We start from the raw sequence: 21,666 nt of genomic DNA, 5'->3' as shown, positions 1-21,666 counted from the left end.
TTAGGCTCTCATTACACGATTAGCAATTAAGGCATGTTTTAAGATCAGTGCCACTCGCTCTTGTTGAGCATAAGTTAAGTCGGCAAAAAGCGGCAAACTCAGTGTGCGAGCGTAGTAATCTTCCGCGATAGGGAAGTCGCCTTGTTTAAATCCTAGCTCTTGATAATAAGGTTGGGTGTGCACAGGGATGTAATGCACCTGAGTACCAATTCCTGCTTGACGTAAAATATCAAACACGCCTTTTCTCGCGGCCTTGTTATGTTCTGGCAATAAAATTGGAAATAAATGCAGAGCTGAGTAATTATCATCCGCTTGATAAGGTAAGGTAATAGGTAAGTTTTTTAACAAGGCCTTATAATTGGCAAATTGCTGATGGCGACGTTCGATAAAGTCATCCAAGCGAGATAATTGTGATAAACCAAGAGCAGCCTGTAATTCCGTCATGCGGTAATTAAAGCCCAGCGTGTGTTGTTCATAATACCAATCTCCAGGCGTTTGCGTTAATTCATCAACAGATTTGGTTGTACCTTGTTGAGCATGCGTACGCATGTGCTTAGCAAGTTGTTCGTCATTGGTAATTGCCATGCCACCTTCAGCCGAGGTGATGATCTTCACTGGATGAAAGCTGAAAATACAAATGTCGCTAAATGTTCCGTTGCCCACGTAATTGTCTTGGTATTTCGCACCAATGGCATGGGAAGCGTCTTCTATAATGCGAAAACCATATTCTTTCGATAAAAGGTGAATGGCTTCCATATCACAGGATTGACCCGCGAAATGCACCGGAATCACAACTTTTGGTAATTTGTCTTGTGTTTTTGCTATGGCTAATTTCTCAGCCAATTTATTCGCACACATGTTGTACGTGCGAGAATCAATATCGACAAAATCTACATTAGCACCGCAATAACGAGCGCAATTGGCGGAAGCGATAAAGGTGTTAGGTGATGTCCAAACCGTGTCGGCTGCCCCAACACCTAATGCCAAGCAGGCTAGATGTAAGGCCGATGTGGCGCTGTTTGCTGCCACACCATAACTGGCGCCGACTTTTGTGCAAATAGCTTGCTCAAACTCACTGACACAAGGGCCTTGGGTCAAAAAATCAGAACGGAGCGATTTTACGACGGCAGCAATGTCGTCTTCGCTAATGGATTGTCGGCCGTAGGGAATAAAATCAGTGTGCGTCATCGAAGGTCAAAATCTCTTCAATACTTAAAAAATGTGGATTGCTGCCAGATTGATATTCATAGCCAGGCTCAACCAACTCGCCCGTTTCGCCTAAACGGTTGTGAGCAAAATCCATATCGTCTTGATAAAACTTGATGCTTGGCGAAATCACATAATGATCTTTAAATTCATAAGTATGAAAAGAATCATCCCCAGGACACATCACTTCGTGGAGCTTTTCGCCGGGACGAATACCAACGTCTTTGGTTGGAATGTTTGGGGCATAAGCCGCTGCCAAATCCATGATGCGCACAGAAGGAATTTTCGGCACAAATATTTCGCCACCGTGCATGCGTTGGAAGTTCTTCAATACGAAATCCACACCCATTGGCAAAGTGATCCAAAAACGTGTCATGTCTGGGTGAGTAATCGGGATGGATTCTGCGCCATCAGCAACCAACTTTTGAAAAAACGGTACAACAGAGCCGCGTGAACCAACCACATTACCGTAGCGAACCACAGAGAAGCGCGTGCGACCTTGGCCGACCATATTATTGGCGGCAACAAACAGCTTGTCAGAAGCAAGCTTGGTAGCGCCATAAAGGTTAATTGGCGCAGCGGCTTTGTCTGTGGATAACGCAATGACTTTTTCAACATTATTAGCAATCGCTGCAGCAATTACATTTTCAGCACCATGAATGTTGGTTTTGATACATTCCATTGGATTGTATTCAGCGGCGGGAACTTGTTTTAGTGCTGCAGCGTGAATGACAAAATCTACATCTCGCATGGCTTGAGTTAAACGATCTTTGTCTCGAACATCACCAATAAAATAGCGCATGCAAGACGCATCAAAATCTTGCTGCATTTCGTACTGCTTCAACTCATCACGAGAATAAATAACCAGTCGTTTAGGTTGGTAGTTGGCCAATAGTGTTTTCACATACTGACGACCGAAAGAGCCCGTGCCACCAGTAATAAGAATGCTTTTGTTGTTAAACATGTTTTTTACCAAACTAAATAATGGAATTTGAAAGCCCAATGAGCATGGACATTGTACAAAGAATCTTTTTACTATATCGACTACTTTAGGCTAAACATTAATGAAATCAAGGAACTGCTATTGATTATAACTGTTTAATCAATTTATTTTTCTTCCGCGAGACACAGTCTGCAATATGATCATTAACCATGCCCGTGGCCTGCATAAAAGCATAACAAGTCGTGGCGCCAAGAAATTTAAAACCTCTTTTCTTTAAGTCTTTGGCGAAACGAGTCGATAACTCGGTGACAGCGGGAGCATCAGTATGATTATTGATTGGGTTATCAATGATTTTGTTGTCGCTAAATGCCCAGTAATATTGGCGAAACGAGCCAAATTCGTCGGCAATTTTTAAAAAGGCTTTGGCATTGTTAATGGTGGCTTCAATTTTAGCCCGATGGCGAACGATACGTTCATCCAGTAATAAGCGTTCTACGTCAGCTTCGGTCATGTTAGCGACCTTAACTGGGTCAAAACCATGAAAAAGCGCTCGATAACCTTCTCGTTTGCGTAAAATAGTAATCCAGCTTAGACCTGCTTGAGCGCTTTCTAGTACAATACATTCAAATAACGCTTGGTCATCATAAATAGGGATTCCCCATTCAGTATCATGATAATGAATGTATTCGGGAGATCCTAAACACCAAGCGCAACGTATATTTTCCATTTACGACACTCCAAATTTGTCATTGCGACTTTTGTAATAATGGCTTTTGTAAAAAGTGATTGCCTGAGTTGCTAATTAATCATATCAGACCTTATTTGAAGTAGTGGTCTGCTTAGGACGAGATAATATGAAGTTTAAACCGACGTACAGCAAAAAAGATGTTGAGGTGTTAGTCGACGAATGTCTTTACAAGGGCTTTTTCGAAATGCACAAACTGACTTTGAAGCATAAGAAGTTTAACGGTGAATGGAGCCAACCCATGACCCGCGAAATGATGGTGCGAAACGATGCTGTATGTGTGTTGTTGTTTGATCCAGTAGCCGACAAAATTTTATTAATAGAACAGTTTCGTCCTACTGTGTTGAGAAGCGAATCGCCTTGGTTACTGGAATTGGTTGCGGGCATGGTGGAAGAAGGTGAAAGCGATGAAGACGTGGCGCGCCGTGAGTCTTTCGAAGAAGCCGGCGTGACGGTAAAGCGCCTTGAATACATGTTTAAGTTTGTGCCGTCACCGGGTGGATTGGTTGAGTACTTACGCATGTACGCGGGAGAGTTTGATTCGAGCCTTGTGGATACCACAAAAGTTCATGGCTTAGATGAAGAAAATGAAGACATCAAATTACATCTTGTTTCGTCCGACGATGCTATTGCTTTGCTTAAGAATGATGTAGAAAACGCCAGCACTATCATGGGGTTGCAGTGGTTTGCATTAAACAAAAGCGATCTCGTAAAACGTTGGAGCGCTTAAATCAATGAAGTCAGACACAGCCATTTTTACAAATAAGAAAACTTTGTTGCAGCCAGTTGTAGGTCTCGTTTCTTTTGTTTTTATGTGTGGCAACGTACTTTTCTGGACCTTATTGGTTCATCTTGTTGCGCCTTTATTAGTGTTAAAAAATACCCGCTATGAGAATTTTGCAGAGCGTTGTTTCAATCGCTTGTATGATGGATGGGTGGCTTCTTGTGAGTGGTGGTTTCAAAACATCTTAGGTGTAAGATGGGAACTTGATGACACCATGAAAGCAGATTTTGATCATTGGAATTTGATTATTGCGAATCATAGATCTTGGGTTGATGTGTTTGTGATTTTTGCCCAGCTCAAAGGCCGTCGTCCTTTACCAAGAGTATTTATGAAACAAGCCCTCATTTGGTTGCCGTTTGTCGGATCTGCTGCTTACATAATGGGGTTTCCTTTTATGAAACGCTATACTAAAGGACAAATTCAACAGCATCCAAAATTAGCGGGAAAAGATTTAGCCACCACAAAACGCTCTTGTAAGCGCCTGCTTAAGCGTCCAAACTCAATCATGAGCTTTGTTGAAGGTACGCGTTTTACCGAGGCTAAACATAGACAGCAAGCATCGCCTTATCGTTGTTTGCTTAAACCAAAAGCAGGTGGCGTCGGTTTTATATTGCAAACTATGCCTGAGGCCATAAAAAGCATTACTGATATCAATGTTTTATATGAACAAAAGACAGTAACAGGCTGGGATTTACTGTGTGGGCGCATTGGAAAAGTTAAGGTCATGGTGAGAGACGTTGCCATTCCTGACACCATGTTAATGCCTGAATACCAAGCGTCTGGAAAGGACAGAGAACACTTTTTTACTTGGTTTAATCTATACTGGCACGATAAAGACACTCGTATGAACCACCAACTTGTCGCCTTAAGACAGGCTTCTGTTGATGGTTCAGAACAAGATTTTTCAAAAGGAAACACGCCACAAGAATGACAGATACTATGAAGACACAGAAAACATCGAAACACTATGTGCCAGATTTGGTGAGTTTACAGCTGCTCGGCGAGTTGAATTATCGTCGTTTAGGTAAACTCATGCGCGGTCAAGAAGAGATGGATTCTTGGAATTTTTCCGTTCATAGTGCAGGTGATCAAGAGAGTCGATTATGCTTAACGCTTGGCAAAGAAAGCCGTTTCACCTCTGAAATTGCATTAGAGTTTGGCCCTGAAATACCTAAAAAACTTCTGTTCAAGACGACACTATCCATGACGGTGCGCTTGTATCATGATGTAGGCATTGCTGAAATTACTGATGGTCACCGACAATACAGTGGCACATACCCTTATCCAAATGATGCCATGCTGCATCGAGACGAGAAATTTCGTTTAAATCAGCAACTGGCAGATTTGTTGGAGCTGTGTTTGAAGCATGGTCATAGGCTGAATAACACCTTGTCTTTTCAGTTTGCCTGATCTTAGCTTTTACCCTGATAACTTAACCTAAGTAAAGAGACGAGATCCTTTGACTGCTTTATTGTATATCCATGGTTTTAATAGCTCTGAACGTTCCCATAAGGCGACTGTGCTAGGTGAGGCTGCGAAAAAAATGGGCTTGCCTGATGCGGTTATTTCGCCACGTTTGTCTTGGCAGCCAGCGCAAGCCATTAAGCAGCTAGAAAGCATTATTGAAGCCAATCAACAACAAGGCATCACGTTAATTGGTAGTTCTCTTGGTGGATTTTATGCGGCATATCTTGCCGAAAAGTATCGTGTGAAAGCCATTTTGGTGAATCCTGCGGTACAAGCTCCCGTATTGTTACAAGACTTTCTTGGTCCGCAACTCAACCCTTATACCAATGAAGAATACGAATTAACTCAAGCGCACATGATAGAGCTTGAGCAATTGGTTGTTACAGAACCAACTGCTGATTTTTATTGGCTTATGGTTCAAGAAGGTGATGAAGTGTTGGATTATAAAGAAGCACTTAAGGCTTTTCCTAAAACAGCACGACTTACTCACGAAGAAAAAGGCGATCACAGTTTTACTGAATTTGAACGATTTTCCGCTGAGATTCTTCGTTTTGCTGAAATATTAACCGAGTAAGCTACTGCTTTTGTTGGACTATTTCACACTGCGTAAAACCAGTGATAGACTCTAGCCAATCTAATTTACACTCGCACGTAATACAGCGACTGAAACCTGTATTTCACGATCAACTTGGAAGTAAAAACACGCATGTCTGCAAAAGAATATAACGCCGGATCGATAGAAGTTCTTAGTGGCTTAGAACCTGTACAAAAACGCCCAGGAATGTATACGGACACCTCACGGCCAAACCATCTAGCACAAGAAGTTATCGACAACTCCGTCGATGAGGCCTTGGCTAACCATGCGGATCGTATCGAAGTTATCTTGTACAAAGACGGTTCTTTGAGCGTCGAAGACAACGGTCGAGGCATGCCAGTCGATATTCACCCAGAAGAGGGGATATCGGGTGTTGAGTTGATCCTGACAAAGCTTCACGCTGGTGGTAAGTTTTCTGGCGATAATTACCAGTTTTCAGGTGGTTTGCACGGTGTCGGTGTATCGGTTGTTAACGCCTTGTCTACTTCGTTGGAAGTTTGGGTAAGACGTAACGGCATTCAATATCACATTGGCTTTGAAAATGGTTTTAAAACCTCAGAATTAAAAGAAGTCGGCACTGTTGGTAAGAAAAACACCGGTACGAAAGTAAAATTCACTGCCGACACCAAATATTTCGATAGCCCTAAGTTCTCTTTGTCTCGTTTAAAACATTTGCTGAAAGCCAAAGCGGTTCTTTGCTCTGGTCTTCATGTTGTTTTTATTGATCAAAGCGGCAGCGAAGAAGCTCGTGAAGAATGGTTTTATCAAGATGGTCTAAAAGATTATCTAGCGCAGGCCAATGCGGGTTTTGTGTTGTTACCAGACGAGCCTTTTATTGGCGGCTTGACAGAAAAAACGCAAGGGGTCGATTGGGCGGTACAGTGGTTGCCTGAAGGCGGCGAGTTGGTAACAGAAAGTTATGTCAACTTGATTCCAACGGCGCAGGGCGGTACTCACGTCAATGGTTTACGAACAGGCTTGCTAGAAGCAATTCGTGAATTCTGTGATTTCCACAACCTCTTACCTCGTGGCGTTAAGCTAACCGCAGAAGATGTATGGGATCGTTGTAGCTATGTGTTATCAGCGAAAATTCAAGAGCCACAATTTTCTGGTCAAACCAAAGAACGATTATCGTCTCGTCAAATCGTGGCCTTTATTTCCGCGACAGTAAAAGATTCCTTTAGTCTTTGGTTGAATACACATGTTGAAGACGGTAAAAAAATTGCCGACATCGTGATTAACAGCGCACAAAAACGCCTAAAAGACAGTAAAAAAGTCGTTCGTAAACGAGTAACTCAAGGTCCTGCATTACCAGGTAAATTGGCGGACTGTTCTGGGCAAGACTCGTCTCGAAGCGAGCTTTTCCTTGTGGAAGGGGACTCTGCAGGCGGTTCTGCCAAACAAGCTCGTGAGAAAGACTTCCAGGCTATTTTGCCGCTACGAGGAAAAATATTAAACACTTGGGAAGTAGATTCTAACCAAGTGCTTGGCTCTCAGGAAATTCATGATATTTCCGTAGCACTTGGTGTCGATCCAGGTGATGAGGACTTGAGTGGCTTGCGTTATGGCAAAGTTTGTATCTTGGCCGATGCCGACTCGGATGGTTTACACATCGCAACGCTAATTTGCGCCTTGTTTGTTCGCCATTTTCCAGCCTTGGTAAACAGCGGACATGTCTTTGTTGCCATGCCGCCTTTGTACCGAATCGATATTGGCAAAGAAGTTTACTACGCCCTAGATGACGAAGAAAAAGACATTACCCTACATAAAATCGCAGCAGAAAATAAACGTGGTACGCCAAACGTACAGCGATTTAAAGGTTTGGGTGAGATGAACCCATCACAGCTTCGTGAAACTACCATGGCGCCAGATACGCGCCGCTTAATCCAGCTCACCATGGAAGACAAGCCGGATACTAATGAGCTTCTAGACAAACTGCTGTCGAAAAAACGCGCAGGTGATCGTAAAAGCTGGCTAGAAACCTACGGTAACTTGGCGATTATTGATTAATGAATCAATAATTTATCGCTTTTGCCCAAGCAAGCTAAAATATATGTATAGCTCAACTAAATGGAAACGAATGAATGTCTGAAGAAAAAGACGATGATGTCATCAGCGAAGAAGTCCTGTACGAAAAAATAGACCACTATTTATTGACCTTTGGGACAGATCGCTCACTGATGTGTGTATCGGAGTTAGATGGCTTTTTAACGGCACTGGGTTGCTCTGTGCAAGAGTTAGAGCCTGATGTTTGGTTGAATGCTATTTGGGGCGCGGACGAAGATCAACCTGTTTGGGAGTCAACCGAACAAGAAGACGAGTTCTTGAGCCTTGTACTTATCATGTATATGGAAACCATGAACAGCTTGTTGTTTGGGGATTTTTATCCAGTGTATTTAGAGCAAGAAGTTGATGGTGAATATACTTTATTAGTTGAAGAATGGTGTGTTGGCTTTATTCGTGGTGCTAAACTGATCGGTTTAGGAATTGGTGGTGATCGAGAGTTTTTCGATGAGGTTCTAGCGCCAGTGCGTTTATTTGGTACTGAAGCTGGTTGGGAAAAGCTTGAAACTATGGTTGCAGCAGAAGTGACTTTCTGGCGAGAAACCTTAGAGCCATCGATATTACGCTTAGTGCAGCATTATCATCCTGAAATGCAAACTGGCACAAAAAACAAAGAAACTCGCGTATTGCATTAGGTTTTAATTATTTATTAAAAACTGCTTTATAGGTACGTTGCTTATAACAGCAAGAAAAAAAACCGTGATCTAATCAGATCACGGTTTTTTCGTTTTAGAACGTTGCTTTTACAAGTAACGTTTTTTTATATTAACCTACAACTTTCGCAATGCTTTCGCACAAATAATCGATGTTGTTATCACTCACACCAGCAATGCTCATGCGGCCTGTGTCAGCAATGTAAATCGCGTATTCGCTGCGCAATGTACGAACTTGCTCTAGTGTTAAACCTGAGTAAGAGAACATGCCGCGCTGATCTTTGATGAAGCTAAAGTCTTTGCTCACGCCAGACGCTGCCAATTTAGCAACGAGCTTTTCACGTAAACCATTAATACGATCACGCATAGCCGCAACTTCTAAAATCCACTCGGCTTTTAGTTCTGGGTTGCTCATGATGGTATAAACTACAGCGGCACCGTGAGCAGGTGGCATAGAGTAGTTCGCACGAATGGCTTGGCCGATAATTGAAAACGCGGCATTTGCTTCATCAGCAGACGCAGCAATAACACTCAAACCACCACAGCGTTCACGGTAAATGCCGAAGTTTTTCGAGAAAGAGTTCGCGATCAACATATCTTGAACATTGGCAGCCATATAACGCAAGCCAGCCAAATCTTCATCTAAACCGTCGCCAAAACCTTGGTATGCCGCATCAACTAATGGCAACAAACCACGCTTGTTAACGAAATCGGTTAGGATTTTCCAGTGATCGAATTGTAAGTCGATACCTGTTGGGTTGTGGCAGCAAGCATGAAGCAACAACACATCGCCTTCTTTTACTTCGGCTTCTAGCTTCGCCATCATGTCGTCAAAACGTAGGCCGTTTGTTGCTGGATCGTAGTAAGGGTAAGATTTTACCTCCACGCCTGCAGAGTCGAAAATAGACTTGTGGTTACCCCAAGTCGGATCACTTACCCAAAGGCGAGCGTCTTTCAAGTTGGCGCTAATAAAATCCGCCGCCACTTTTAATGCGCCTGTACCGCCAGGTGTTTGCGTAGAACGAATACGACCAGAAGTGATCAATTCATTGCCTTCGCCTAAAATCAAATCTTTGATAATGGCTTCAAACTCAGTGGCACCGTAAATACCTAGATAACTTTTAGAGTCTTCTTGTTCAAGCAAAATGGATTCGGCTTTCTTTACCGTATTTAAAATCGGCGTATGGCCATTGTCGTCTTTATAAACACCCACACCCAAATCAATTTTCTTTGGGTTTGTGTCATTTTTATGGGCAATAATAAGAGCTAAAAGAGGGTCGCCTGAAACGGCTTTAAGATGCTTGAACATGATAGTTACGGGGTCCTTGTTTTATGTCACAGGAAAATCGCTGTGAATATGATCGTTGCTTGAATAGCCTCTTCATTTTGCCGTTTTTATGACAAAATACAATGCAAGTGAGAGGGAAATTTCCTCAATACTGTAAAGAAAAAAAGACACCTAGTTTTTCCTTCCTGACGAGCCAGTTTATGACCTCTTTCCAACAGCGTTTTCAATCACTTGATACTTGGCTAAAAACGCATACTCAACTCTGGCAGTTTGACACCTTTGCTCGACTTGATAACCCTTGGAAACATACCTATCCTGAGCTGGCAGCGCTCTTAGAGCGAGAAAACCTAGAAATAGACAGTGAGGCTTTTTATGTAGAAGTGTTTCGGGTCTGCCCAGATTTAAAAGAAGCACTTAACTTATTAGACCTTGATTTACTTGAGGAATCACCGCAGCGAACACTTACTCATGATGTGCCAAGTTATGTTTCAGCCGGAATAAAAGGCCGAAAGTGGTCGCAAATTCAAGCCTTTGTTGCATATACGCCAAAAGCCAATAGCTATGTAGAATGGTGCGCAGGAAAAGGTCATTTGGGCAAATTATTAGCCTTTCAAGACAGCAAGCCAGTTCACAGCCTAGAATGGCAAAAGACGCTGTGCGAAGCGGGCGAACAAGAAGCTAAGCGACTAAACCTACCACAGACTTTTACCCACGCCGATGTGCTTAAAGGAGAGGGGCGACCCGCGTTAGCAAACGCTCACTGTGCCGTTGCACTCCATGCCTGTGGAGACTTGCATCGTGAACTCATCCAACAAGCGATTGTGGCAAACACAGGCAAACTTTGCATTTCTCCATGCTGCTATCATTTGACGAAAGATGAGTTCTATCGCCCGCTATCTCAGTTGGCGCAGCAATCCCAACTTAATTTACGCCAAGCCGACCTTAAACTTGCCGTCAAAGAAGTCGCCACCGCAGGTGCCCGTGAACAACGTCTTAAACAACTTGAACTGACTTATCGACTTGGCTTTGATGCATGGCAAAGAACTGCTCGTCAGCAAGATGAATACCTTCCCGTTCCTTCTATTCAAAAAGCCTTACTCAGCCAAGGCTTCGATGCTTTTTGTCACTGGGCAGCCGAGCAAAAAAGTCTTTTACATTTACAAGCCAAATTGCCCTTTGACGCCTTCGAATCACAAGGCCAACAACGCTACCAACAAATACTAAAACTCGAAGCCATCAGCCAACTCTTTAGGCCCGCACTGGAATACTGGCTCATCCTCGACCGCGCCATGTACCTAGAAGAAAACGGCTACCAAGTCGAGATAGGCAAATTCTGCGACAAAAGCCTAACCCCAAGGAACTGGATGATCAGGGCTGAGAGGAAACAAAAAGAACAGTGAGCATTGCTATGCCCACTGTTGAAAATAGAGAAGGGAATTAAATCAAATCACACCAAGTCAAACAGCAGGGCCTTAACGCGTTGCTCGCTTAGTCTTTCAAAGTTAATTTCAGTTATATCTTCAATTTTTGCGCCGTCGCCGGGGCGCATGGTGATGTCATCGCCTAGTGACAGTTCGCCTTCGATCAGGTGCACATAGTAGTGGCGGTTTTTGTCCGCTTGCCATGTGGCTGTTTGCTGATCTTCAAGGATCAGTTGGATGAGTTGCATGTTTTGTTTAACGTGCAGTGTGCCATCCTTTCCATCAGGCGTGATGATGGTGGTGAAGCCTTGTGCTTGGCTAAATTCTTTCTGTTGGTAGCCTGGCTCTCCACCTAGTTTATTTGGCATGATCCAGATTTGTAGGAATTTCAGCATGTCTGTTTTAGAGGCGTTGAATTCACTGTGGTAAACGCCTTTGCCTGCGGACATGAGTTGGTATTCACCTGCTGGTAATTCTTTTACGTTGCCTGCGCTGTCTTTGTGGGCGATGGTACCTTCTAATACTAGGCTTAGTATTTCCATGTCTTTATGACCATGGGTTTCAAAACCCGCGCCTGGGGTGACGGAGTCATCGTTGATGACGCGTAGGTCTGAAAAGCCCATATGTTGTGGGTCGTAGTAGCTACCAAAAGAAAACGTATGATGGCTGTCTAACCAACCAAAGTTTGCGTGTCCACGGTCTTGTGCGTTGCGAATAGTGATCATGGTATTTCTCCTATTAGTTACCGGAAGACAGAGTGGCTTGCGGTGTATGAAGTGAGTGTAGTCGTCGGGAAAAAGAAAGAAAATCGGAAGGTTTTGAGCTAGTATTTCAAAAAATTTGAATAAAGGTTGAGCTATGGCATACGCGGTGACATTGGAAGCTTTACGGGTGTTGGAAGCAATTCATCAGTTGGGCAGTTTTGCGGCCGCGGCGGATGCTCTGTTTAAAGTGCCGTCCGCTTTGACTTATACAGTGAAGAAGCTGGAAGATGATTTGGGTGTTGCCTTGTTTGATCGCTCACGACAAAAAGCTGTATTAACCCCAGCTGGTCACCTAGTGCTGGAGCAGGGTCGAGCTATTTTAGAGGCAGCCATGCGTTTAGAGGATTCAATTAAGCAATTTGAGTCTGGCTGGGAGCCAAAGCTTCGAATCGCCCGAGATACGGTGTTGTTAGAGTCACCTTTAATGTCTGTGGTAGGGGACTTTTTATCGCAGAATAGACCGGTGGAATTGACCTTGTCTGAAGAGGCGGTTGGTGGCGGTTGGGATGCTCTGCAAGATGATAGGGCGGATTTGGTCATTGGCGCGACGGGTGAGTTGCCCAAGGGGAATGTTCATATTAGAGCCATTGGTGAGATAGAGTTTGTGTTTGCGGTGTCGCCAACGCACCCGTTGGCTTTGACCAACGGGATGATTACCGCGGCGCAATTGCGCCAATATCCTTCTATTGTTGTGGCGGATAGTTCAAAAATTTTGCCAGCCCGTAGCAGTGGGATTTTTGAGAGTCGGCAAGTGCTTAGAGTCGATACTATGCGCAGTAAAATTCAAGCGCAATGTTTGGGTTTAGGCGTAGGGTATTTGCCGAAACATCGCATTGCCGATGAGCTAAGTTCTGGTCGTTTGGTGTTGCGCCAGTGTGAGCTACCGAGACCGAATCAGATGGCGTATTTGGCATGGCGTAAAGATGATCCGGGCAAAGGTTTGTCGTGGTTTGTAGAACAATTGGCAATTCAGGATTGGCAGCTTTGTCATTCTCGCGAAGGAGGCTTTCGTTAAACGAATTCCGTCGATCTTGTAGGTCGTGCTTTAGCGCGTCAAGGTTTTTGGTTTGGTGTTATCGGGCTTTTGACGGCCTAAAGGCCGACCTACAGGTGATTACCTCGTGCTTTCGGGCAGGGGGCATTTGGACTATTTTTTAAGGGGTATTTGTGTTTTCTCTCTCTCTTTCTGTGTTGCCGGTATTTTTGCTGTTGATGGCTGGGGCTGTGTGTCAGCGTTGGCGTTTTCCAATGGAGGGCTTTTGGTCTGGCGTTGATAAGTTGTCCTATTGGGTGCTGTTTCCTGCTTTGCTGTTCAGTAAAACCTCGCAAATCGACTTTAGTAACCCTATGTTGCCAAAGTATGCGTTTATTTTGTTGTTTGCTTTGTTGGTGACTGCGGTTTTTGTATTTATCAGTACTTGGCTGATGAAGGTGGTTGCGCCGACGGCGTCGTCTATGTTGCAAGCAGGCGTGAGGTTTAACACTTTTGTTATGTTGGCTTTAGCGGGCAGTTTGTACGGCAATGATGGTTTGGTGTTGGCTGCGTTGGGCGCATCAGTGTTGATTCCTTCTGTTAATGTATTTTTGGTGGTGTCCATGACCTTGATGCATGGGCCGTCGTCGGTTGATAGTTCGTCAGCCAATTCCTTGTCTCGTTTGTTAAGTGGTGCTTTGATTCGCAACCCTTTGATCGTGTCTATTGTGCTTGGTAGTAGTTTGAATTTGTTAGGGCTGACGCCGATTATTTTAGTCTCTGATGTGCTTAGCATGTTGTCTCAGGCAGCGTTGCCATTGGTGTTGCTGGCTGTCGGCGCAAGTGTGCGTTTTGAGACGATTCGCTCTGTCGGCATGACGTTTGTGATGTCTGCTGTGGCGCGCTTTGTGGTGTTTCCTTTGGTGATTGGCTTAATGTGCTGGTGGCTTGATGTACGTGGCCTACCAGCCTTGGTGGCGGTGTTATTTGGTGTCGTGCCAACGGCCACGTCGGCTTATGCGTTGGCGCGTCAGTTAGGGGGCGATGCAGATAGGATGTCTGCTTATATTACGATGCAAACTTTACTGTCTGTGGTGACTTTACCGGTAAGTGTTTGGTTGAGTCAGTTGTATTTGATGTGATGTAAAGGCTTATTTAATGGCTGAAAAAGTACTATATGGTGAATAAAACAGTCATGTTACGGTGCTTTTTCATATCAATATTGATATGGAGTTCGTTGTAACTTGCATTTGAAAGGAGAGAGGGCGGGCTATATTCTCAGTTGCAGAGTCCCAGATGATCGGCAATAGCGGGTATGTGGGCTCAGTACAGATAACAACAAAAACAAAAAGGAATCTAGTATGCAATCTCTCTCTGTTCGTCCTTCGTTGCCATGGCTGGGTGCATTCAAACGCAAGGCTGTGTTAACTACTTTCTCGGTATTACTTCCTGTGTTGTCTGCCTCGGCGATGGCAGCAGATCTCACGATAGGTTTCTCGCAAATCGGCTCTGAAAGTGGCTGGAGAACGTCTGAAACTGAATCTATTAAAGCCGAAGCTGAACGCCGTGGCTACGATCTAAAATTCTCCGATGCACAACAAAAGCAAGAAAACCAAATCAAGGCTGTGCGTTCATTTATCGCTCAAGGTGTTGACGGTATTTTGCTCGCACCTGTGGTAGAAACGGGTTGGGATCAAGTATTGAAAGAAGCGCAACGAGCTAAAATCCCCGTTGTGTTGATTGACCGTGGTGTGGCGGCAGATCCAAGTTTGTACCTAACGAAAGTGGCGTCTGATTTTAAAGAAGAAGGCGCGTTAGCGGCATCTTGGTTAGCAGCGAAAACCAATGGCCGTTGTAATATTGTTGAGTTGCAAGGCTCGGTTGGTTCATCTGCGGCTATTGACCGTAAGACGGGCTTTGATTCTGTTATTAGTAACTTCCCTAATATGACGATTACTCGTTCTCAGTCTGGTTCATTTACTCGTGCTGGCGGTAAAGAAGTCATGGAAAGTTTCTTAAAAGCCGAAGGCGGCGCGAAGAATATCTGTGCCTTGTTTGCTCACAATGATGACATGGCATTGGGCGCGATCCTAGCGATGAAAGAAGCGGGCGTGAAGCCAACCAAAGACATTTTGGTTGTGTCTATCGATGCGGTGCCAGATATCTTTAAAGCCATGGCTGATGGTGAAGCGAATGCGACTATCGAGTTGAATCCTCATCTTGGTGGCCCAGCATTTGATGCCATTCTAGCGTCTCAGGATGGTAAAAAAGTCGACAAGTGGATCAAGGCAAACGGTCCTTTGTACCTACCAGACACTGCTGCTGCGGAATACGCGAAGCGTAAATAATAGTGCGACACACCTAGGAGCAAGGCGCTTCTAGGTGTGGATTATTGTTTTATGCTAGCGAAACGGAGACGGCGGTATGTCGCAATTAGTTAATGAAACCTTGATGGTCAAAGAGACGGTCGAGGCAGCGCAAAGCGCAGTGCGTCCTTTACTCGAAATCAAATATTTATCTAAATCCTTTACCGGCGTTCAAGCCCTGAATGATGTGTCTTTACAGATTCAGCAGGGGGAGATTCGCGCCTTGCTGGGTGAAAATGGTGCCGGTAAATCTACTCTTATTAAGGTGCTGACAGGTGTTTATCCGCGAGATGGTGGTGAGATTCTATTAGATGGCAGCTTGATCAGTGCTTCTGATAGCGGCCATGCCCAGCGTTTAGGCATCAGTACGGTTTATCAAGAAGTAAACCTTATTCCTACCATGTCTGTGATGGAAAACCTGACGTTACAGCATCAAGAAAAAACCTTTGGTCTGATTAGCTGGAAGAAAGCGGAAGTTCGCGCCAGAGAATTATTAGCGCAAGTGGGTTTAGACATAGATCCATTACGTCAGTTAGATACTTATTCGATTGCTATTCAGCAATTAGTTGCCATTGCCCGTGCGTTAAGTACGCAAGCGAAAATGCTGATTTTAGATGAGCCGACGGCCAGTTTAGACAGCGACGAGATCAAGCAACTGTTTGACCTAATGGCACGGCTGAAATCCGAAGGCTTAGGTATTATTTTCGTAACGCACTTTTTGGATCAGGTTTATAGCATTACCGATAGTATCACTGTTCTACGCAATGGGGAGTGCATTGGCACTTTTAAAACCGCCGAGTTATCGCGTTCAGATCTCGTCAGTCACATGGTGGGGAAATCCTTAGAAGACCTTGCGCCAACCGCTCATGACCATTCCATTAAACGAGAGCGCACTGAGCTTCTGCAGTTAAATAATGTCGGTAAGCAGCGCTATCTTCAGCCGTTAAATTTGAGCATTGCTGCGGGGGAAATTGTTGGTGTGGCAGGCTTATTGGGCTCTGGTCGTACTGAACTTTGTGAATTGGCTTATGGCTCGGTTAAGCCAGATCAAGGCGATGTCACGCTTGGTAAGCATTCACTGACTAAATCTTCTTTGCGTCATGCTATTCAGGTCGGCATGGGGTATTGCCCTGAGGATCGCAAGCAAGACGGCATCGTGGCGGAATTGAGCGTTAGGGAAAACATGATCCTTGCGTTGCAAGCGAGTAAAGGTTGGTGGTCGCCAATTTCTATGGCTGAGCAACAAAAGCTAGTGGAAGAAATGATCCAGCGTTTGGCGATAAAAACGCCTGACATGGACAAACCTATTGGCGAGTTAAGCGGAGGGAATCAGCAAAAAGTGATTCTTGCCCGTTGGTTGATTACGCATCCGGCCTTGCTGATATTAGACGAGCCAACACGCGGTATTGATATCGGCGCTCACCACGAAATTATCCAGATCATTAAAGAGCTATGTGAGCAGGGTATGGGCTTGTTAGTTGCCTCTTCCGAGCTGGAAGAGTTGGTCATGTTTGCTCATCGCGTGGTGGTGATGAAAGACCATCACAAGGTATCTGAGCTTCATGGTGATGAGGTTTCAGAGCAAGCGATATTGCGCACGATTGCGAGCTAAAAGTCTCATTGTAAATCTCTCGATTAATCTCTTTTATAAGCCAGTATTCAAAGTAGTTGTTCCTATGAAAAAGCATAATTTTCTGCATAAACATCAAAAAACACTCGCTCCCTTGTTGTCGCTGGTGCTGATTATTTTGGTTACCGCATCGATAACGCCTGGGTTTTTGAGTCTCAGAATTGTAGATGGGCACCTGTTTGGTAGCCTGTTGGATATTTTGCATCGCGCAACGCCAACGGCCTTAGTAGCTTTGGGGATGGCAGTCGTCATTGGTACTCGCGGTATTGATTTGTCGGTCGGTGCGGTGATTGCGATTTCTGGTGCGGTGACGGCCGTATTGACGGTGAATACAGACTTTCCCGTGTGGTTGGTTATTTTATGTGCCTTGGGCACTGGAATTATCTGTGGCTTGTGGAATGGCATATTAGTGTCTGTGTTTAACATCCAACCTATTGTTGCCACGTTAATTTTGATGGTGGCAGGACGTGGTATCGCGCAGATGATTACGGAAGGGCAAATCGTCACCTTCCATTCTGATGTATTGGACGCCATTGGTAATGGCTATTTCTTAGCATTCCCTATTCGTGTATGGATTGCGATAGGCATGATTGCGCTGACGGTTTTGGTGATGCGTAAAACCGCGCTGGGTTTGTTTATTGAAGCGGTTGGAGCCAACGTGCGAGCCAGTCGTTTGGTTGGTATTGAAGCACGCTTGTTAGTTTTGTCTGCTTATGTTTTTTCCGGTTTTTGTGCGGCGATGAGCGGCATTATCCTCGCGGCGGACATTCGTGGTGCCGATGCCAATAATGCCGGGTTGTGGTTAGAACTGGATGCTATCTTAGCTGTAGTTTTGGCTGGCGCTTCGTTAGCGGGTGGACGTATTTATTTATTACTGACGATTGTTGGTGTGCTGATTATTCAAACTTTAACCACGGCGATTCTGACCAGTGGTTTACCTGCTCAATATAATTTGGTGGTGAAAGCGACCATTATTCTTGCGGTATTGTTGATTCAATCGCCTAAAACACGCCAATGGTTGTCAGGCATCTTTTTGAAGAATAAGAATGCAGGCAGTGCTGGTAAAGCTAGTACTGATAAGGGGAGCACAAGAGCATGATTAACGAACGAAATTTGCCGATATTGGCAACCTTGCTGGTTTTCATCATGCTGTATGGTTTTGGCATGTACCAATATCAAGGCTTTCGTGACACCTTGGTATTTTCAAATTTATTGACCGATAACGCGTTTTTGATCATTACAGCTATTGGTATGACATTTGTTATTTTGTCTGGTGGTATCGATTTATCAGTTGGGTCGATGATCGCGTTTATTGGCGTGCTGATGGCCTATCTAATTACCAATACTGGCATGCATCCCTTGTTTGCTATTGGTATTGCTTTAGTTGTCGGCGTGGCCTTTGGTGCGATAATGGGGGTAATTATTGCGTTTTTCGAGATTCAGGCATTTATCGTCACCCTAGCAGGGATGTTTTTGTTTCGAGGCTTGGCGTATTTGATCAATCTAGACGCCGTGCCAATTGACCATCCTTTTATTGCAGGGTTATACGATATTTATGTGCCGTTGCCAGGACGTGGTGGTTTGACCTTTATTGCTATGGCGATGTTGGTATTGCTCGCGTTGGGGATATTAATAGCCCGTAGAACTCGTTTTGGGATGAGCGTGTATGCCTTGGGTGGCGACAGTCATTCTGCCGCTTTGTTGGGTGTACCAGTGAAAAAGACCATTATTAAAATTTACGCCTTGAGTGGTTTTTATAGTGCTATGTCTGGGGTGATCTTTGCTATCTACACGAGCTCAGCTTATCCACTAGCGGCGGTTGGCGTGGAGTTAGATGCCATTGCTGCGGTAGTTATCGGCGGGACTTTGTTAACGGGTGGCGTGGGTTATGTATTTGGTACTTTCTTGGGGGGAATGATCCAAGGCATTATTCAAACCTTAATCACGTTTGATGGTTCGTTAAACAGCTGGTGGACAAAACTCGCGGTTGGCGGTTTGTTGTTATTCTTTATTTTGCTACAAAAAGGCATTGTGGTTTGGGTGAGAAAGCGCTCGGCGGCTTAGTGCTTTGTTGACATAAAAAAACCAGTACTTTAGGAGTACTGGTTTTTTTGTTTCTATATCTGCTCTATTTCAGTGCAGTTTTCTGCTGTAGAGAAAATTACGCTTCAGTAGGGTCTTTATAAATATTTTTGTAGCAGAAGTTGGTTGCTTCAACGAAGCCGTCAACGCTACCACAGTCAAAGCGTTTGCCTTTAAATTTATAAGCTAATACACAGCCTTCTTTTGCTTGTTGCAAGATGGCGTCGGTGATTTGCACTTCGCCGTTACGGCCCGCTGGCGTGTTACGGATCTTGTCAAAAATATCGGGTGTTAGGATGTAACGACCGATGATGGCAAGATTCGATGGCGCTTCTTCTTTAGATGGTTTTTCCACCATGTCAGTAACACGGTAGAGGCCTTCCATCATGGATTCACCTTGGATCACACCGTACTTATGTACTTCGTCTTCTGGTACTTCTTCGATAGCAACAATGGTGCAACGGAATTGGTTATACAGTTTAACCATTTGCGCCATAACGCCGTCGTCTTCGCCAAAGCAAAGGTCATCTGCTAGTACAACGCCGAAAGCTTCATCGCCAATTAGTGGCTCGCCTGTCAGGATCGCATGACCTAGACCTAACATGTTGTTTTGACGAGTAAAAGAGAAGTTGACGTTGTCGATTAGGTAACGGATTTCATCTAGGTATTTTTCTTTGTTGGTGCCAGCGATTTGGTGCTCAAGCTCGTAGCTGATATCGAAATGGTCGGCAATAGCACGCTTACCACGACCAGTCACGAAAGTTACGTTGTCCAAACCCGCTTTGACCGCTTCTTCTACACCATATTGAACCAAAGGCTTATTTACGATAGGAAGCATTTCTTTTGGCATGGATTTAGTGGCAGGCAAAAAACGTGTGCCATAACCAGCAACAGGGAATAGACATTTACGAATCATAATTTTTCCTTAAATATAGTTATGTTAAATGGCGGACCAAAAAGTGACTGTCCAAAATTAATATATAGCAGCCTGTCTTAACGAATGACTTTATTATAAAGATTCTCGTGTGACAGTTAATATCACCTTGGTTAACCTATCTAATACAGGTGAATTAAGTTTGTACCAATGCCAATAAAGAGGCAAGGCCAGACGCTTGTTTGGCAGCAAGGATACCAGTTTCTTGCTTTTTATTTTCTGTTTAATTTGAATACTAGGTACTAAAGCACAGACTGTGCCACCCATTACCAGCTCAACAAAGCCATGTGAAGATGGATACCAATGACTGTGGCTAATATCGGTTTTGACTTCTAAACACTCATTTTGATAGCGTGCCCAGAGTTCATCATGCTCGTCATAAATCAAAGATGGGGATTTTAGAACGGCCTCGGCGCTAAGGTCACCTTTTAAATGCTCTCCAATAAAACTAGGTGTGGCGACCAGTTCATAATACATATTGCCAAGAAATATTGAATCGCCACCAGACACTGGCGTACCAATTTGACTAATACAAGCGACTACTTCGCCAGTTTGTAATAAGGCGCGAGTTTTAGCTTGGTCGGCGGCTTTAATATGAAGTTTGGTGTCATCCGTCGCAGAGAACTGATTAACCACCTCGGTAAACCAAGTAGCGAGTACATCGTTGTTGACGGCAATACTTATCGGTTGAGTTGCCTGATTACCCTGAATAGCTTCTTGTAAGCCTTCTTCTAGCATGGTGACTTTATTGAAATGCGCCAGCATCTGTTCACCAAGTGGTGTGGCAACCACAGGCCTTGCGCGAATAAGTAACGGGCGACCGCATTCTTGCTCCAAGCGTTTTATGTTTTGTGACACGGCAGATTGCGTTAGATGAAGATATTCCGCCGCTTTGTCAAAGCTTTGGAATTTCAAAACAGCATGAAGAGAGGAGAGCGCTTTATAATCCATCATAATTTTATCTAATATAACTTTAGTTTAATTAATTTTAATTTATTACCTGCTTTACGTAAGATCAAGCCACTTTTTGGAAGGAAGGTTGTAAAAGATACTTTTTAGACGAAACTTTTTAGACGAAACTTTTTAGGCAATAGGTAAATTGGAGAAGATTGTGCTGGCATTTGTGAGTGGAGCGATTACGGGCGGTGGATTGATTGTCGCGGTTGGTGCGCAAAACAGTTTTTTATTAGAGCAAGCGCTGAAGCGACACTATGCGTTTCCGATTGCCTTGTTGTTTGTTTTGAGCGATGCCATTTCCATTGCGCTCGGAGCCTTTGGTTTAGGCTTGATCTTGCAAAGCCATGATTGGCTGTTGTCAGTATCTCGTTGGGCTGGCGTGGCTTTCTTGGTGTGGTTTGCCATAGGTAAATGGCGAGCGTCTTTTCAAGAAGAGCATTTGATTTTGCGGCAATACAGTAAACGTCTCGCTTTATGGCCACTGATTATGATGGGCTTTGCGGTGACTTGGCTCAATCCGCATTTTTATTTGGATACCATGATTTTAATGGGGAGCTTAGCAAACCAATGGCAAGGGGCGAAATGGGAGTTTGTTTTTGGTGGAGTTTGTGCATCTGTACTGTGGTTTTTGTCTTTGGCTTTAGTCGGAAAGCTCTGCGCCAAGTGGTTAGAAAAAGCATTATTCTGGCGTTGGTTTAACCGCATCAATGCGATCTTAATCTGGAGTATTGCTCTTAAAATCGCCACACAACCCTTGTCATAACTGCACAAGCGTTGTGTGGTTGTTATCGGTT

Annotated in this window: 21 protein-coding genes; 14 read left to right on the top strand and 7 right to left on the bottom strand. The window is 44.2% G+C overall.

The features are described from left to right. The 3 genes from pseC to KPL72_RS09380 all read right to left on the bottom strand — a co-directional run bounded on the left by pseC (position 1) and on the right by KPL72_RS09380 (position 2,876). Positions 1-1,188, bottom strand: a complete 1,188-nt coding sequence (pseC, locus tag KPL72_RS09390; RefSeq protein ID WP_219702557.1) for a UDP-4-amino-4,6-dideoxy-N-acetyl-beta-L-altrosamine transaminase — start codon at positions 1,186-1,188, stop codon at positions 1-3. Further along, a complete protein-coding gene (gene pseB, locus KPL72_RS09385) occupies positions 1,175-2,170 on the bottom strand; it encodes a UDP-N-acetylglucosamine 4,6-dehydratase (inverting) (protein WP_219702556.1) in 996 nt (331 codons plus the stop codon). Before pseB ends, pseC begins: the two co-directional genes overlap by 14 nt. 124 nt (positions 2,171-2,294) lie before the next feature. After that, the gene (locus tag KPL72_RS09380; RefSeq protein WP_219702555.1) at positions 2,295-2,876 is read right to left on the bottom strand and encodes a DNA-3-methyladenine glycosylase I; all 582 of its coding nucleotides are present in this window, start codon (positions 2,874-2,876) and stop codon (positions 2,295-2,297) included. 127 nt (positions 2,877-3,003) lie between these two features. Here KPL72_RS09380 and KPL72_RS09375 point away from each other — a divergent pair, with 127 nt between their 5' ends. The 6 genes from KPL72_RS09375 (at position 3,004) to KPL72_RS09350 (ending at position 8,439) form a co-directional block, all read left to right on the top strand. After that, positions 3,004-3,624 (top strand): NUDIX domain-containing protein, encoded by a 621-nt coding sequence (locus KPL72_RS09375; protein WP_219702554.1) that lies wholly within the window; start codon positions 3,004-3,006, stop codon positions 3,622-3,624. Between the two features lie 4 nt (positions 3,625-3,628). Further along, a complete protein-coding gene (gene yihG, locus KPL72_RS09370; RefSeq protein ID WP_219702553.1) occupies positions 3,629-4,609 on the top strand; it encodes a 1-acylglycerol-3-phosphate O-acyltransferase, YihG family in 981 nt (326 codons plus the stop codon). Next, complete coding sequence (locus KPL72_RS09365; protein ID WP_219702552.1) at positions 4,606-5,088, top strand: DUF1249 domain-containing protein; 483 nt, start codon at positions 4,606-4,608, stop codon at positions 5,086-5,088. The genes yihG and KPL72_RS09365 overlap by 4 nt, the downstream gene beginning before the upstream one ends. Positions 5,089-5,137: 49 nt before the next feature. After that, positions 5,138-5,719, top strand: coding sequence for a YqiA/YcfP family alpha/beta fold hydrolase (locus KPL72_RS09360; RefSeq protein WP_212916251.1), 582 nt, complete (start codon positions 5,138-5,140; stop codon positions 5,717-5,719). 132 nt (positions 5,720-5,851) lie between these two features. Then, a complete protein-coding gene (gene parE / locus KPL72_RS09355) occupies positions 5,852-7,750 on the top strand; it encodes a DNA topoisomerase IV subunit B (RefSeq protein WP_212916250.1) in 1,899 nt (632 codons plus the stop codon). A gap of 74 nt (positions 7,751-7,824) precedes the next feature. After that, positions 7,825-8,439, top strand: a complete 615-nt coding sequence (locus KPL72_RS09350) for a UPF0149 family protein (protein ID WP_212916249.1) — start codon at positions 7,825-7,827, stop codon at positions 8,437-8,439. A 130-nt stretch (positions 8,440-8,569) separates the two neighbouring features. Here KPL72_RS09350 and KPL72_RS09345 read toward each other — a convergent pair whose 3' ends face one another. Beyond that, positions 8,570-9,766, bottom strand: coding sequence for an amino acid aminotransferase (locus KPL72_RS09345; protein ID WP_212916248.1), 1,197 nt, complete (start codon positions 9,764-9,766; stop codon positions 8,570-8,572). A 179-nt stretch (positions 9,767-9,945) separates the two neighbouring features. Here KPL72_RS09345 and KPL72_RS09340 point away from each other — a divergent pair, with 179 nt between their 5' ends. Further along, on the top strand, positions 9,946-11,145 hold the full coding sequence (locus tag KPL72_RS09340) for a methyltransferase (protein ID WP_249422169.1): 1,200 nt from the start codon (positions 9,946-9,948) through the stop codon (positions 11,143-11,145). Between the two features lie 47 nt (positions 11,146-11,192). On the opposite strand, the gene KPL72_RS09335 is transcribed toward KPL72_RS09340, so the two are convergent. Beyond that, positions 11,193-11,891, bottom strand: a complete 699-nt coding sequence (locus KPL72_RS09335; protein WP_219702550.1) for a pirin family protein — start codon at positions 11,889-11,891, stop codon at positions 11,193-11,195. A 133-nt stretch (positions 11,892-12,024) separates the two neighbouring features. Between KPL72_RS09335 and KPL72_RS09330 the strand changes: the two genes are divergently transcribed. The 6 genes from KPL72_RS09330 (at position 12,025) to yjfF (ending at position 18,963) form a co-directional block, all read left to right on the top strand. Continuing rightward, positions 12,025-12,945 (top strand): LysR family transcriptional regulator, encoded by a 921-nt coding sequence (locus KPL72_RS09330; RefSeq protein WP_219702549.1) that lies wholly within the window; start codon positions 12,025-12,027, stop codon positions 12,943-12,945. A gap of 152 nt (positions 12,946-13,097) precedes the next feature. Beyond that, entirely contained in the window at positions 13,098-14,045 is a 948-nt protein-coding gene (locus tag KPL72_RS09325; RefSeq protein ID WP_219702548.1) for an AEC family transporter, read from the top strand. Between the two features lie 219 nt (positions 14,046-14,264). Continuing rightward, positions 14,265-15,251, top strand: a complete 987-nt coding sequence (locus KPL72_RS09320) for an ABC transporter substrate-binding protein (RefSeq protein WP_283247990.1) — start codon at positions 14,265-14,267, stop codon at positions 15,249-15,251. A 76-nt stretch (positions 15,252-15,327) separates the two neighbouring features. Beyond that, positions 15,328-16,881 carry a sugar ABC transporter ATP-binding protein gene (locus KPL72_RS09315; RefSeq protein ID WP_219702547.1) on the top strand — a complete coding sequence of 518 codons (1,554 nt, stop codon included), beginning with the start codon at positions 15,328-15,330 and terminating at the stop codon, positions 16,879-16,881. Between the two features lie 64 nt (positions 16,882-16,945). Further along, on the top strand, positions 16,946-17,998 hold the full coding sequence (locus tag KPL72_RS09310; protein ID WP_219702546.1) for an ABC transporter permease: 1,053 nt from the start codon (positions 16,946-16,948) through the stop codon (positions 17,996-17,998). Continuing rightward, positions 17,995-18,963: a galactofuranose ABC transporter, permease protein YjfF gene (gene yjfF, locus KPL72_RS09305; protein ID WP_212916241.1), complete on the top strand. Its 969-nt coding sequence runs from the start codon at positions 17,995-17,997 to the stop codon at positions 18,961-18,963. The genes KPL72_RS09310 and yjfF overlap by 4 nt, the downstream gene beginning before the upstream one ends. Positions 18,964-19,060: 97 nt before the next feature. Here yjfF and galU read toward each other — a convergent pair whose 3' ends face one another. Beyond that, positions 19,061-19,897: a UTP--glucose-1-phosphate uridylyltransferase GalU gene (gene galU, locus KPL72_RS09300; RefSeq protein WP_212916240.1), complete on the bottom strand. Its 837-nt coding sequence runs from the start codon at positions 19,895-19,897 to the stop codon at positions 19,061-19,063. Positions 19,898-19,990: 93 nt separating this feature from the next. Beyond that, the gene (locus KPL72_RS09295) at positions 19,991-20,869 is read right to left on the bottom strand and encodes an ArgP/LysG family DNA-binding transcriptional regulator (protein ID WP_212916239.1); all 879 of its coding nucleotides are present in this window, start codon (positions 20,867-20,869) and stop codon (positions 19,991-19,993) included. A 157-nt stretch (positions 20,870-21,026) separates the two neighbouring features. On the opposite strand from KPL72_RS09295, the gene KPL72_RS09290 reads away from it, so the two are divergent. Further along, positions 21,027-21,635 carry a LysE/ArgO family amino acid transporter gene (locus KPL72_RS09290; RefSeq protein WP_212916238.1) on the top strand — a complete coding sequence of 203 codons (609 nt, stop codon included), beginning with the start codon at positions 21,027-21,029 and terminating at the stop codon, positions 21,633-21,635. Positions 21,636-21,666: the final 31 nt, after the last annotated feature.

Source organism: Marinomonas lutimaris (assembly GCF_019426345.1).
Classification (GTDB): Bacteria; Pseudomonadota; Gammaproteobacteria; order Pseudomonadales; family Marinomonadaceae; genus Marinomonas; species Marinomonas lutimaris.
Note: the sequence above shows the minus strand (reverse complement) of the source record. Positions and strands in the feature narration are given on the sequence as shown.